The organism is Acetobacter sp. AC2005 (genome assembly GCF_037901235.1).
GTDB classification, from domain to species: Bacteria; Pseudomonadota; Alphaproteobacteria; order Acetobacterales; family Acetobacteraceae; genus Acetobacter; species Acetobacter oryzoeni.
The window spans coordinates 2,683,825-2,697,111 of record NZ_CP149625.1 but is presented as its reverse complement, the minus strand read 5'-3'; the positions used below and the strand labels follow the sequence as shown (position 1 = coordinate 2,697,111).

Sequence of the window (13,287 nt, the reverse complement as noted above, 5' to 3'; positions counted from 1 at the left end):
GGCGCAAGACGCAAACAGTTTAGAAAGCCCACCCCTGCTGCAATCTGGGCATAGCGTGTATTTTTTGCCTTATTTTTTGGTCTCTGGTGGGTTTTCTGGCAGGCGCATGACCAACGTATATTGCACGCCGCCTTCCCCCTTATACGTAAGTGTTGCCTTAAGCTGGCGCGCAAATGCGTGAATGAGTTTAAGGCCAATACCTTGATGTATTGGCGGTTCTTCCCATACGCACCCTACGCCGTTATCTCCAACCTGCATGGTAAGTTGGCCATGGCTGCGGTGCAGACGCACAAAAATCGTGCCTTTCTGCCCATCGGGGAAAGCATATTTAATGGAGTTGGTGATAATCTCCGTAACAATCAGGGCGAGAGGCACAGCCTGATCCGGGTCCATCCAGAAACTGTCTGAAACCACATCCAGCGTCATGCGCCCAGATTCTGATTCTCCGGCAATGTGGAGTGTCTGCTCACAAAGCTCTTTGAGAAAAACAGACATGTTCAGGCTGTTCAGGGCATCTTCTGCGTAGAGTGTCCGATGCAGTGTTGCCAGTGCACGAATTCTATCACGCGCGAGGGCAAATTCTGCCCGCACCTCCGGGTGTTCAATCTGGTTGGCCTGCAGGTTGAGCAAGGAGGCCACAATCTGGAGATTGTTCTTAACGCGGTGGTGCACTTCCTTCATCAGCAGTTGCTGATGCGCCATTGCCTTTTTAAGCCGTGCTTCATGGCGAGAAAGGCGGCGTGTGGCACGGGTAAAAGCCTGCCCAAGGCGCTGGAGTTCAAGTGGCATGGAGCGGGTGATGCGTGCATCAAAAATCCCTTCCATTTGCCATTTCTGCACGGAATATGTGAGGCGACGCAAAGGGCCTATCAACACAATATTGGCCGCTAACGTAACGGCAACCAGGCCGATGACCAGTAGCAGCACCAGCCCTACAATTTGCAGGATCATGGTATGCAGGGCATCAGATTCCATGGATGTGCGCTGGGTGGAAACCAGAATATCTGCTCCACCAGCAATAGCCCCGAGAGCATAGCCCCCCAACCCGGTGGGGAGCGTGATAATACTGCGCTCACTGTTTTCCAGCGCATTCTTGAGTTCATGCACGATGGAAGGTGGTGGAGATTGCCACCCGCAATCCGAACATACAGGCAACAACTGCCCATTATGCATGAGCAGCCGCGCCTGTATGGGGTTGTCATCTTCTGCAAAAACCTGCCAACCGGAGGCGCTGCCCAGATACGCCCTTTGCCGGGATATCTGGAGAATGCCCATCAGATAGCCATGTGCTTCAGGGAGGGCTAAAAAACCTGCTGGCACGGTAATGCGCAAAAAAGCGCCACCTTCCCCCGGTCCGCCACTGGTCTGCACGGCCTCAAGCAATGTGGAATGTACATCTGTTGGCATGGAAAGAGCCCCTACCTCCGCACATCCCCGCCCTTGGGGGGAAACGGATTGAATGGGTTTTCCTTCATCATCCAGCACGGAAAGAAAGCAGTAACGCTGCCCACTAATGGTTTCCATAAGCCGGAGGGCATGTACAATCTGATCCGGTGTCAGATCCATATGGCCTATGGTTTCAAGGGCGCTACGTAATCTGTCTGTATCGTGGCGGAATTGCAGGTCCAGCCGCATAATGGCGTTGCCAGCACGTTGCGCGCTGCCCAGAGTAACTTCGCGATAATTATGCAGAGCCAGCACAGCGCCAATGGCAATAACAGGAACGGCTGAAAGGCAGATCAGCAGCCGCATCCGTGCGCTTGTGGTGCTGAAAATACGCCCTAAACCAGACAGAAGGGAGGCCGCTACCCGGCTTGCAGGGCCTTCCCCTCGCCCACTGATATGCAAAGTGCTTAATCCTGTTTTTCTCGATCTTCCTGAATCAGCTTAAGCAATTCTTCAGGCACGGGTTCATTCACAACGTTATCAAACATCTGGTGCAGGCCACGCTTCAGCCAGAGGTCAAAAGCTTTATCCCGCTTTTTTTTCGGCTTTCGGGATTGGGTATCGTCTTTCCTTTTTCCCATCCTGAACTCCGGTTTCTGCCATACCATCCATTCGGGCATGACCTGTTGGGTGCTGTGTTTGCACGACTCTGCGGGCTTTGGATCCCTGACATCAGTATCGTACGCCATTGCATTTATGCCGTCTGCTGTGCGTTACGCGTTGTGTTGCGGGCCGTGCGGGTTTTCCGTCGCGTAGAAGATGTTCTGGTGGTGGATTCTGAACCTGTTTTGTCAGAAACACCAATGTCCTCTTCTCCCATCAGCCAGACTTCCAGCTGCCGACGTGCCCGAAAAACCCGGCTTTTTGCTGTACCCACAGCGCATCCGGCAATGTCTGCCAGTTCCTGATAGCTCATCCCTTCCAGAACTCCCAAGACCAAAGCTTCCCGCTGGTCGTCTGGCAGCCGTGCAAGTGCTGCATCCAGTTCTTTCAGGGCCAATCTGTCTTCATGCCGTCCGCTTACAGACAGCAGGGACTGAGGGGTATCATCAATGTTCCCGACCTCACGCTTTTTGCGAAGATCAGAGATAAAACGGTTACGCAGAATACGGTGCATCCATGCAGCAAAATTGGTGCCCATAACAAAGCTTTCCTGCGCTGCCAGAGCATTGCACACAGTATCCTGCACAAGATCTTCGGCTACAGAACGATTGCGGGTGAGCGCCAATGCCTGCACACGCAGTTTGGGGAGGATAGCGATAACCTGATCATGGAAAGAGGCTGTCATTTTTGTGTTCTCCGCCTTGTGGATCTCTTACCCCTTCAATGTTCGGCGGAGTGAAAAGGTTACATTCAAAAACAAGCGAGTGTTCACGAAAACGAGAGCGCCAGATTTACGAGCCTTCCGGGTCGTTTTGTTTATCCTGTGTGGCCATGACCTTCTTGAGCGCGGCGCGTGCGCGTGAAACGCGCGCCTTCATGGTGCCCACTTCCACCTCGCATATTTCTGCGGCTTCTGCGTATGTCAGCTCCTGCGCGCCAACAAGCACCAGAGCCTCACGCAAGAGCGGAGATATCTGCCACAACAGGCTTTCAAGCTCCTGCATTTCGGTTTGCGTATGCGGAGACGATTCGGAGGTGGATGCAGGCTGGTGGCCGTAATCTTCCAGCGCAATGCGCTCCCTGCGCCCGCGGCGGTGCTGCTCTAAAAAAAGATTGCGCAAAATGGCAAAGCACCATGCCCGCAGGTTTGTGCCGGGTGTAAAGCCATCTGCCTTGTCCAGAGCACGCACAATTGTATCTTGCACCAGATCATCGGCAATGGCGGAATCACGCGCCAGAAAGCGTGCAAACCCACGTAATGCAGGGATAATTGCAAGAAGTTCTGTGCGAAACGTGCGCCGCGTGGCAACATGGGTGGAATGTGGAGTGCGAGTCAGGATAAATCCCCTTTCCGGAAAGCCGGTGCGCGTGCATCATCGCGTTCTCGCATGTTTTTGTCATGACCCATTATGAAGGAGACTTGCCATGTCAGAGTCGCTGCGTGACGGCCTGATCCGGGCCCTCCCTTATGGCAGACGTTATGCGCGCGCGCTGACAGGCAGCCAACCAGAAGGTGATCTGCTGGTGGCCGAAAGCCTGCGCGGCCTTTCTGCGCAACGGCTGAAGGAAGGCTTTACATCCCTCTATCAGCTCTATGAGGCAATTTCAGGGCTATTTTCTCGTAAAGGGTTTGCTGCGGAATATGATGTTGCAGGGCTTTCTGTAACACAGCGCCAGCTTTTGCTGCTGATCACGCTGGAAGAAGTGCCGGTTGAAATGGCCGCGCGGATTACAGGCGTATCCACCAAGCAGGCGGAGCAGGAACTAGAAGACGCACAGGGCCGCTTACACAAGAATGTGCAGACATCCGTGCTGATTATTGAGGATGAACCCATTATCGCCATGGATATCGAACAGCTTGTGCTGCAATGTGGGCATCAGGTTGCAGGCATAGCCCATACACAGGCCGATGCGGTAAAACTGGCCAAGGAAACCAAGCCGGGGCTTATTCTGGCAGATATTAACCTTGGGCCGGGCGGAGATGGCATACAGGCGGTGGCAGAAATTACCTCCTCCTTCAATGTGCCGGTTATTTATGTAACCGCGTATCCTGAACGTTTGCTGACTGGGGAAACCATGGAGCCCAGTTTTGTAATTACCAAGCCGTTTGACCCTCTCACCCTTGCCGTAGCCACCTATCAGGCCGTTAGCAGCGCACGCACACAGGCCGTGTAACTAACGGGCCTTCATTGCTCTTTCATAACTCGGATTATCTTTTCTAAGCATGGCGCATCCTCCTTTACTCCACCTTCAGGACATCACTCTTACACTGGGGGGGAACCCACTTCTGGATGGCGCGGGCTTTGCCGTTGGGCGGGGTGAGCGCTTGTGCCTTGTAGGCAGAAACGGTTCGGGTAAGTCCACTCTCCTTAAAATTGCGGCTGGCGTTATTCAGCCAGATTCAGGTTCTGTTTTTGTGCAGCCCGGAGCCTCTCTGCGCTATCTGCCGCAGGAGCCGGATTTAACCGCCTATGCCACAACGGCAGATTACGTGGTGGATCAGATTGCAGACCCGGACATGGCATGGCGCGCCGCGCCATTGCTGGATGCGCTAGGGCTGACAGGCAAGGAAAACACGCAAAACCTTTCTGGTGGTGAAGGCCGGCGCTGCGCCATTGCCGGGGTGCTGGCGGCCGCCCCTGATGTGCTGCTGCTGGATGAACCCACCAACCATCTGGACATGCCGACCATTGAATGGCTGGAGCGCGAACTGCTGAGCCTTGGCTGCGCCATGGTTATTATCAGCCATGATAGACGCCTGCTTTCCACTCTTTCACGGTCTGTTGTGTGGCTGGATCGGGGCATCACCCGCAGGCTTGATGAAGGTTTTGGACGGTTTGAAGCCTGGCGTGAGGAGGTTCTGGAACAGGAAGAGCGCGATGCGCACAAGCTGGACCGGCAGATTGCGCGCGAAGAAGACTGGATGCGTTATGGTGTTACGGCACGCCGTAAACGCAATGTCCGCCGCGTGCGGGAACTGGCAGATTTGCGTACAGCCCGTAAGGAGGCCATTCGGGCACCTGGCACCCTCACCCTGAACACGCAGGCTGCCGCAACATCCAGCAAGCTGGTGGCTGTGGCCGAAGATATCAGCAAGGCGTGGGGTGAAAAACAGGTGGTCCGCCATCTGGACTTGCGCATCTTGCGTGGAGACAGGCTGGGTATTGTTGGTGCCAACGGTGCAGGCAAAACCACATTGCTGCGTATGCTCACAGGGCTGGACCAACCCGATAGTGGCACCATCTCTCTTGGCCCTTCCCTCAACATGGTTACGCTGGACCAGCAGCGCCGGAGCCTGAACCCAGAACGCACCTTGGCTGATACCCTTACCGAAGGTGGCGGTGATATGGTGCAGGTTGGCACGGAAAAGCGCCATGTTATTGGGTATATGAAAGACTTTCTCTTTCGGCCCGAACAGGCGCGTACCCCGGTAAGCGCTCTTTCTGGCGGGGAGCGCGGGCGTTTGATGCTGGCCTGTGCCTTGGCCAAACCCTCCAACCTACTGGTGCTGGACGAACCGACGAACGATCTGGACCTGGAAACACTGGATATCTTGCAGGATATGTTAGCCAGTTATGAAGGCACAGTGCTGCTTGTAAGCCATGATCGTGATTTTCTGGACCGGGTTGCCACATCTGTTCTGGCAACGGAGGGAGATGGCAACTGGATAGAATATGCCGGTGGTTACAGTGATATGCTGGCCCAACGGCACCAGAAGCCTCTTACAACTGCCGCCGTGGTGGAAAATGAACCTGCCAAACCCAGCAAAGAGGCCGCACCAGCACGCGGCCCAGCCAAAAAGCTGAGTTATAAGGACCAGTTCGCGCTGGATAATCTGCCCAAGGAAATGGAAAAGCTGGAAGCGCAGGCCACAACCCTGCGTAAAAAACTGGCTGACCCAGACCTGTATGGAAAAAATCCGGCGCAGTTTGAAAAGATTTCGGCCGATTTGCAAAAGGTGGAAGCCAAGCTGGCTGAATCTGAAGAACGCTGGCTGGAACTGGAAATGAAGCGCGAGGCCCTGCAGGCAGACTAAGGGCTGGCGCATTTTTCAACCATCTTCGACTTGCAGGCAGGCAGCGGCAGTGCCTATGTTTTGGTATGCCCTGTTTTACTGGTTCTCTTTATAAGCGCACTCTTCCTGTATGCAGTGTGGCGCTTCTTGCCCTCCTAACCGCAGCGCCAATGGCGTATGCGCAGGATACGCCTGCCGCTGCAGATGCTGAAGGCGCGCAACCATTGCTCAGTCTGGCGCCTTTACCGCCGGGGAGCGTGCAGCCAGAAGCCCCAAAGCCGGAGGGGCCGAAAGCGCCAGAAGTTATGGCCAAAAGCAAGACTGAAGCGCCAGCAATGGTGGAACAGGATATCCGCCCGCCATCCATTGCGTTTGATGGGCTTTTTGCGGCCATCCATCAAACACGCATGTTTACAGACCCCAAAGTGGTTTCAGACATTGTGCCCGATCGCTCACCTACAGATCTGGTGGCACTCTGGAAGCAGGAAAAAGACAAGCCGGGCTTTAACCTCAAAGACTTTGTAACAGACCATTTTACCATCCCTGCCCTGCGCTCTGCCGCCTATACGCGCAAGCCCGATGAAAGCGTGCGTGATTATATTTCTGGCATGTGGGATGTGCTTACGCGGGACCCGGACGTGGCCATGTCATGGTCTACCCTGCTGCCTCTGCCCTATAAATATATTGTTCCGGGCGGACGGTTTGCTGAAATTTATTACTGGGACAGCTACTTCACCATGATCGGCCTGTATGAGGATGATCATGTGAACCTCATGCGTGATATGGTGCGCGATATTGCATCGCTTATCAATACGTATGGGCATATGCCCAACGGCAACCGCACCTATTACCTCAGCCGTTCTGGCCTACCATTCTTTTCCCTCATGCTGGATTTGCTAGCCAGCCACGATGGGCAAATTGCCTATACCTCCTTCCTGCCAGAATTGCAGAAGGAATATGATTACTGGACATTAGGTGCCGCCAATCTGCCGCCGGGTATGGCACGCCACCATGTGGTGCGCCTGCCAGATGGCACCCTGATGTTCCGCCATTGGGATACTCGCAGTGCCCCACGTGATGAAAGCTGGCCGCAGGATATGGCCACAGCGCAGGAAACAAGCCGCCCGTCAGGCGAAGTCTGGCGTGATTTGCGTGCTGCGGCAGAAAGCGGGTGGGATTTTTCATCCCGTTGGCTGGCTGATGGCAAAACGCTCACAACAATCCAGACCACATCGTTGCTGACCATTGAGCTGAACTGTCTGATGGTACATCTGGATCAGACACTCTCTCATGCTTACGCGCTGAATGGTCAGGAAGATAAGGCGGCCTACTACGCGCAGCAGGCAGAAATTTTGCGCTCTGGCATCAACCGGTTTTTATGGAACGAAAAACAGGGTGCCTATTTTGATTATAACTGGCGCACCGGGCGGCAGACGGACATTCTTTCCATTGCTACGTCCATGCCACTGTTCCTGCATCAGGCCAGTGTAAACCAGGCTGATGCGGTGGCCGAAACGCTTAAAACGCGCTTGCTGCATGTGGGCGGCCTAACAGCAACCGAGCACCCAACAGGCCAACAGTGGGATGCCCCCAATGGCTGGGCGCCGTTGGAATGGATGGCCGTTAAAGGGTTGGAACAATACGGGCATCATGAATTTGCGGCTGATATTGCACGCCGCTGGATGGCCCGCGTGATTGGCACCTTTGAACGCAGCGGTGTGTTGCTGGAAAAATACGATGTTTCTGCCACCGAAATCAGCCCAACAGGCGGTAAAGGTGGTGGGGAATACCCCATGCAGATTGGCTTTGGTTGGACGAACGGCACCTTGGTGGGCTTTATGAACCGCTACCCGCAAAATACGCGGCAGGTGTTGGATAACAACCCGCTGGCGGATCAGCCTTCTCAGCAGCCCCTACCCCCGATTGATGCGTGGGATGCCAAAGGCCCGGAAATTCCGGTGGAAGAGCGCTCTCCTTTGCGCGGTGTGCCGTTATCATCCCTCAATATGGAGCAATTCAACAAGGATGATGATGGTGATGATGACGATGCGCCTGCGCAGGAAGCCCCGCACAGTGCGCCATCATCAGATAAGCCGGCCCAGCATACTGATCAGCCAGAAAAATCAGACAATCAGTAAGCACAGGCCAATGTGTTACGGAGTGTAGTGGATAACACTCCGAATAGATTTGCCTTCGTGCATCAAATCAAATGCTGTGTTGATATCTTCCAGTGGCATGGTGTGGGTTACAAATGGGGCCAGCTCAATTTTGCCTACCATGGCATCTTCCACCATGCCGGGCAGCTGAGTGCGGCCCTTAACGCCACCAAACGCAGTGCCTTTCCATGTGCGCCCCGTTACCAACTGGAACGGACGAGTGGAGATTTCCTGCCCCGCGCCAGCCACGCCAATAACAACAGATTGGCCCCAGCCACGGTGTGCGCATTCCAAAGCCGCGCGCATAACTTCCACATTGCCGATACATTCAAAGCTGTGGTCCACGCCCCAACCTGTCATTTCAATAATGACCTGCTGAATGGGGGCTTCGTAATCCTTCGGGTTGATAAAATCTGTGGCCCCAAAAGCCTTGGCCAGCTCAAACTTGTCCGGGTTGGTATCAATGGCAAAAATGCGCCCGGCCTTGGCTTGGCGGGCGCCCTGAATAACGGCCAGACCGATACCGCCCAAGCCAAAAACAGCTACGGAATCTCCTTCCTGCACCTTGGCCGTGTTGTGTACGGCCCCAATGCCAGTGGTGACCCCACAGCCCAGCAGGCAAACATGTTCGGGGTTGGATTTGGGGTTGATCTTGGCCAAGGAAACCTCAGCAACCACTGTGTATTCACTAAAGGTGGAACACCCCATGTAGTGGTAAAGCGGCTGGCCTTTGTAGGAAAAACGGCTGGTGCCATCGGGCATTACGCCCTTGCCCTGTGTGGCGCGTACAGCAATGCACAGGTTGGTTTTGCCAGAGGTGCAGAACTCACACTTACCGCATTCTGCTGTGTATAGCGGAATAACGTGGTCTCCCGGCTTTACGCTGGTAACGCCTTCGCCCACTTCCATTACAATGCCTGCGCCTTCATGCCCCAGCACAACGGGAAAAAGCCCTTCCGGATCTTGGCCAGAAAGAGTGAAGGCATCTGTATGGCAAACGCCAGTGTTCAGGATTTTAACCAGAACTTCCCCCGCCTGTGGGGGGGCTACGTCAATTTCAACAATTTCCAGAGGCTGGCCCGGTTTGAATGCAACTGCGGCGCGTGATTTCATGAAAACCTTCTCCTGTTCCTCAAGGCTGGCAGTAATCTGCCATATCCTCTTGCCTGTTGATATTGAGAGTTCGGGCTTAAGGCATCACAATTTCCCTCAAACATAAACATCGTGGTATTTCGCGTTCTCCATCATAAATGGTATTTATCAAAAACACCTTCTGCCCTGCCCTTCAGGATCAGGATTTCAGACGGAGAAATTAAAGGATGAAAAAATGAAGTGCCCTTCTTGTGGTTCCGAGTATCCCTATCATGATGGAAATTTGTGGGTTTGCCCGGAATGTGCCCATGAATGGAATGAAGAAACCCAAGCGGATACTGCCGGAGCGGAAGATTCATCTGTTGTGCTGGATGCCAACGGAAACCAGCTTGCTGATGGTGATACGGTAACGGTTTTGAAAGACCTGAAAATCAAAGGGTCTTCTCAGGCTGTTAAAGGCGGCACCAAGGTAAAGAACATTCGGCTGGTGGATGCGAGCGATGGCCACAACATTGCCTGTAAAATTGCTGGCTTTGGCGCGATGAACCTGAAATCAGAATTTGTGAAAAAATCCTGATTATTTACACAGAGGGCGCATTTTCAAACATGTGCCCTCTGGTTTGTTAGGCTGTGTTTTTTACATCCACGCCAAAAAGGGTGAAATGCACAGCAGAATGCCTATCAGGGTAATAAATATCAGGCTGGGTTTACGATATTTGCTTAGATCAGGTGTTTTTATTACCAGCCAAACGGGTAGCAGGCAGCCAATAATACCAAAAATCGGGCTGCTGAAGGTTGTAAAAGACAATACCGGCAAATTGGCAACCACAGCCCCCCATGAGAGCAGAATGGCAAACCCCATAACGCCGTATTGAACCCAGTTGCGGTGCAGATGTCCGGGTTTAACCCAATGCCCAAGCATGGAACTGAAAATACCTACACTGGCTTCCCTAAAGCCAAGGTACACCCCAAAAAATGCTGTCATAACGGCAAAAAGATTTAGGATAACGCCAATCAGGCTAATGGAACTTGCCGGAAACACCTGTGCGATAATGGCCAAGGCAGAGATATTTTGCTGGTAGGCAGCAATGGCATCACTCGGCTTCATGGCCAGAGTAAAGGAAATTGCGTAGAAAAAGACCGTTACAAACAGGATTGCAAAAGCAATATTCATGGCCCGCAAGGCCTTGTAACGCGCCACTTCTGGAGATTTTTCCCGCGCCCGGTAAGAAATAACCATAGGGCTGAGGGTTTGAATAAACAGAATGGACGTAAGTGTAAAAGGCAGCGTGATAACCGCTTTTGTTATCAACGTGCCCACAGGCGGTAATGCACCAAGATTAGCGGTGTTCCAGCGCGGGATCATGAAAACACCCATGGCCGCCACAATCAGCAGTTTGGTGATGACCATAAAGGAAGACATGCGGAACAGCAGCTTTTCCCCGCGAGATGCCAAAGCTACCAGAACGGTGAGTAGAATCAGCGGGTACCACGCATAATTGGAAAGTAGATGCTGTGTTATGCCAAAGCTGTGCAGGTAAGATGCGCTATCGCGCGTAATGGCGGTGGCATATACAAACATCCATATAACCAGCATGACAAAATATAGCGCACCCAGCAAAGTGCCCCAACCCCGCCCCAGATAGCTGGAGATCATATCCGGGTAGGTCTGGCTTACGCGCGCAGAAGCCAAGGTGTTGATAAACAGCCGCTGAAACAGATACATGCCTGGGTATCCAACCACGGCTGATAGCAGAAAAACCCACACGCCCATCAGCCCCACCTGCACGGGCAAAAACACAATGCCCGCACCAATGGCCATGCCAATGCTCATGACAATCCAGCCGATATCAGTGCCATCAAACCGTGTAGCTTCTTTCCATTGCTGTGGGGAAAGCGCATCGGCTCCGGCGTTTGATGCGCGCGTATCTGGAGGCTGCATAAAGGTTTCCGTCATCTAGGTGATCTCATTTATAGAACGAGTAGATTGAGAGAACTCATAAAACAACAAAAATGATGTGATCCGATAATTTAACGAATAAAAATAGTTAAATGTATCCCAAGTTAAAGCGGTTTGTGGCAGATACGCTTCGTTTGGGTATGAGGTATGGTATGGGGCGTTTTTGCCTTCTCACCTCTGATTGTATTGTTTTGATAAAAATGCACACACAGCCTGTTTCACCCCCCAAGACTATTGCCCTTATTGGGGCTGGAGCCGTTGGGCTTTGCCTGGCGGCCGCTTTTGTTCGGGCCGGATGGCAGGTTGTGGTGTGTGGAGCGCGGGTGCGGTTTTCTCAAATTGAAGAAACCGAAGGGGCAAACACGCATACATACCCTATCCGACATGCAGTCACACCGGCAGATATTGGCCTTTGCGATGCCGCTATTCTGGCAGTGAAGTCTCATCAAACCCAAGATGTATCCGCTTGGTTGCGCGCATTTAATCGGGCCAGCGCTACTATTCTGGTTGCACAAAACGGGCTTGGGCAGAAAGAGCGCGTGGCAGACTATGCGCCACAGGCCCACATTCTGCCGGCTATTGTTTACTTTAACGCGCAACGTTCAGCCCCTGGCAAGATCACGTTAAAGCGCATTGGAACGCAGGATTTATGTGTGCCAGAAGGTGCGGCTGCACAATATTTTGCGGACGTTCTGCAAACAGGAAATATGCGGGTTCGGATAACAGCAGATATCACGACTGCGTTGTGGTTGAAATTGCTGGCAAATATTACAGCCAATCCTATAACCACGCTGACTGGCCGCCGCACAGGGGTCATGCGAGATCCTGCCATTCAGGCGACAGCCCGGCAGATTATGGCCGAAGCCGTAAAGGTTGGGCAAGCCGAAGGTGCAAAACTGACTGCACAGCATGTAGAGGATATTCTGTTATGGCTGCAAACCATACCGGCAGAGAGTATCACATCCATGTTGCAGGATCGGCTGGCCGGACGAGAGTTGGAATATAAAGCTTTAACCGGTTACATTGTAAAAGCGGCAGAAAAACATGGAATTGATGTTCCACTGAACCATCTGATTTTATCTCTGTTATCTTCTATCCACCCCGCAGATTCCTGAAAGGCATAACAGCATCATGAAACGTGCGTACAAAGTTGTAGATGTTTTTACAAAAACACCTTTGCTGGGTAACCCGGTAGCTGTTGTGCTGGATGCGGATGGGCTGGATACCAAAACCATGCAGGCTATTGCAAGTTGGACAAATCTGTCTGAAACTACATTTCTGCTGCCTCCTACAAACCCGCAAGCCGATTATCGGTTGCGCATCTTTACCCCCAAGCATGAACTCCCATTTGCCGGGCACCCCACCCTTGGCAGCGCGCATGCCGCACTGGAAGCTGGGCGCGCTGTGCCTCGCAATGGTGTGCTGGTGCAGGAATGTGGCGTTGGGCTTGTAGAACTGGCTGTGGAGGGAGATGGCGCAAACAGAACGCTCTCTTTTTCCGTGCCGCCAGCAAAGCTTACCCCATTAAACTCTGCCCAGATTGAACGGCTAGAGGGCATTCTGGGCGCAACAGTTGAGCGTAAAATTACCCCCATGATTGTGGATATGGGGGTTGTGTGGATTGTTGCGCAGCTTTCCAGCGCATCTAAAGTGCTGGCTCTGCGCCCGGATTTCGGGCGCTCTGCGGCGTTTGAGCACAGCCTTGGTGCCACCGGCATTACAGTTTTTGGGCCACATGCAACAGATAATGCACAAATAGAAGTGCGCTCTTTTGCCTGCTCCCAAGGCGTGCAGGAAGATCCTGTTTGTGGCAGCGGAAATGCCAGTGTAGCCGTATTCCGCCAGACACTTGGCCTTCTTCCCAAAGGGCGTAGCGATTATACGGCAACACAAGGGCATTGCCTTGGGCGGTCTGGTCGCATTGCAGTGCATATTCACGCAGATGATGGGCAAATAACCATTGGCGGCCAATGTGTAACGGCAGTGGATGGCGTTTTAAAAACCTAACAATCGCA

At 53.0% G+C, this 13,287-nt stretch carries 12 protein-coding genes; 6 read left to right on the top strand and 6 right to left on the bottom strand.

What is annotated here, in order from left to right; translation table 11 throughout:
• Positions 1-69 precede the first annotated feature (69 nt).
• From QQM41_RS12830 to QQM41_RS12815, 4 genes are all read right to left on the bottom strand, one after another.
• Positions 70-1,752 carry a sensor histidine kinase gene (locus QQM41_RS12830; protein ID WP_339078127.1) on the bottom strand — a complete coding sequence of 561 codons (1,683 nt, stop codon included), beginning with the start codon at positions 1,750-1,752 and terminating at the stop codon, positions 70-72.
• 101 nt (positions 1,753-1,853) lie between these two features.
• A complete protein-coding gene (locus QQM41_RS12825) occupies positions 1,854-2,066 on the bottom strand; it encodes a NepR family anti-sigma factor (protein WP_050820404.1) in 213 nt (70 codons plus the stop codon).
• A 74-nt stretch (positions 2,067-2,140) separates the two neighbouring features.
• Positions 2,141-2,734, bottom strand: coding sequence for a sigma-70 family RNA polymerase sigma factor (locus tag QQM41_RS12820; RefSeq protein WP_339077375.1), 594 nt, complete (start codon positions 2,732-2,734; stop codon positions 2,141-2,143).
• Between the two features lie 106 nt (positions 2,735-2,840).
• A complete protein-coding gene (locus tag QQM41_RS12815) occupies positions 2,841-3,287 on the bottom strand; it encodes a sigma-70 family RNA polymerase sigma factor (protein ID WP_230844649.1) in 447 nt (148 codons plus the stop codon).
• A gap of 187 nt (positions 3,288-3,474) precedes the next feature.
• On the opposite strand from QQM41_RS12815, the gene QQM41_RS12810 reads away from it, so the two are divergent.
• The 3 genes from QQM41_RS12810 to treF all read left to right on the top strand — a co-directional run bounded on the left by QQM41_RS12810 (position 3,475) and on the right by treF (position 8,202).
• On the top strand, positions 3,475-4,224 hold the full coding sequence (locus QQM41_RS12810; protein WP_339077374.1) for a response regulator: 750 nt from the start codon (positions 3,475-3,477) through the stop codon (positions 4,222-4,224).
• Between the two features lie 49 nt (positions 4,225-4,273).
• A complete protein-coding gene (locus QQM41_RS12805; RefSeq protein WP_339077373.1) occupies positions 4,274-6,085 on the top strand; it encodes an ATP-binding cassette domain-containing protein in 1,812 nt (603 codons plus the stop codon).
• 65 nt (positions 6,086-6,150) lie between these two features.
• A complete protein-coding gene (gene treF / locus QQM41_RS12800) occupies positions 6,151-8,202 on the top strand; it encodes an alpha,alpha-trehalase TreF (protein ID WP_339077372.1) in 2,052 nt (683 codons plus the stop codon).
• Positions 8,203-8,217: 15 nt separating this feature from the next.
• Here treF and QQM41_RS12795 read toward each other — a convergent pair whose 3' ends face one another.
• Positions 8,218-9,333, bottom strand: a complete 1,116-nt coding sequence (locus QQM41_RS12795) for an S-(hydroxymethyl)glutathione dehydrogenase/class III alcohol dehydrogenase (protein WP_339077371.1) — start codon at positions 9,331-9,333, stop codon at positions 8,218-8,220.
• A 214-nt stretch (positions 9,334-9,547) separates the two neighbouring features.
• Here QQM41_RS12795 and QQM41_RS12790 point away from each other — a divergent pair, with 214 nt between their 5' ends.
• Positions 9,548-9,889 (top strand): zinc ribbon domain-containing protein YjdM, encoded by a 342-nt coding sequence (locus QQM41_RS12790; RefSeq protein WP_050819785.1) that lies wholly within the window; start codon positions 9,548-9,550, stop codon positions 9,887-9,889.
• A gap of 60 nt (positions 9,890-9,949) precedes the next feature.
• On the opposite strand, the gene QQM41_RS12785 is transcribed toward QQM41_RS12790, so the two are convergent.
• Positions 9,950-11,254, bottom strand: a complete 1,305-nt coding sequence (locus tag QQM41_RS12785) for an aromatic amino acid transport family protein (protein ID WP_339078126.1) — start codon at positions 11,252-11,254, stop codon at positions 9,950-9,952.
• Positions 11,255-11,472: 218 nt separating this feature from the next.
• On the opposite strand from QQM41_RS12785, the gene QQM41_RS12780 reads away from it, so the two are divergent.
• Together QQM41_RS12780 and QQM41_RS12775 are read left to right on the top strand one after the other, a co-directional pair.
• Entirely contained in the window at positions 11,473-12,387 is a 915-nt protein-coding gene (locus tag QQM41_RS12780) for a 2-dehydropantoate 2-reductase (RefSeq protein ID WP_339077370.1), read from the top strand.
• Positions 12,388-12,403: 16 nt separating this feature from the next.
• Positions 12,404-13,279, top strand: coding sequence for a PhzF family phenazine biosynthesis protein (locus tag QQM41_RS12775; RefSeq protein WP_339077369.1), 876 nt, complete (start codon positions 12,404-12,406; stop codon positions 13,277-13,279).
• Positions 13,280-13,287: the final 8 nt, after the last annotated feature.

Bases quoted from the DNA above. Each gene is read 5' to 3' on its own strand.
- QQM41_RS12825 (WP_050820404.1), bottom strand. From the start codon at position 2,066: ATGCCCGAATGGATGGTATGGCAGAAACCGGAGTTCAGGATGGGAAAA.
- QQM41_RS12795 (WP_339077371.1), bottom strand. From the start codon at position 9,333: ATGAAATCACGCGCCGCAGTTGCATTCAAACCGGGCCAGCCTCTGGAA.
- QQM41_RS12805 (WP_339077373.1), top strand. From the start codon at position 4,274: ATGGCGCATCCTCCTTTACTCCACCTTCAGGACATCACTCTTACACTG.
- QQM41_RS12775 (WP_339077369.1), top strand. From the start codon at position 12,404: ATGAAACGTGCGTACAAAGTTGTAGATGTTTTTACAAAAACACCTTTG.
- QQM41_RS12780 (WP_339077370.1), top strand. From the start codon at position 11,473: ATGCACACACAGCCTGTTTCACCCCCCAAGACTATTGCCCTTATTGGG.
- QQM41_RS12785 (WP_339078126.1), bottom strand. From the start codon at position 11,254: ATGCAGCCTCCAGATACGCGCGCATCAAACGCCGGAGCCGATGCGCTT.
- QQM41_RS12810 (WP_339077374.1), top strand. From the start codon at position 3,475: ATGTCAGAGTCGCTGCGTGACGGCCTGATCCGGGCCCTCCCTTATGGC.
- QQM41_RS12830 (WP_339078127.1), bottom strand. From the start codon at position 1,752: ATGCGGCTGCTGATCTGCCTTTCAGCCGTTCCTGTTATTGCCATTGGC.
- QQM41_RS12790 (WP_050819785.1), top strand. From the start codon at position 9,548: ATGAAGTGCCCTTCTTGTGGTTCCGAGTATCCCTATCATGATGGAAAT.
- treF (WP_339077372.1), top strand. From the start codon at position 6,151: ATGCCCTGTTTTACTGGTTCTCTTTATAAGCGCACTCTTCCTGTATGC.
- QQM41_RS12820 (WP_339077375.1), bottom strand. From the start codon at position 2,734: ATGACAGCCTCTTTCCATGATCAGGTTATCGCTATCCTCCCCAAACTG.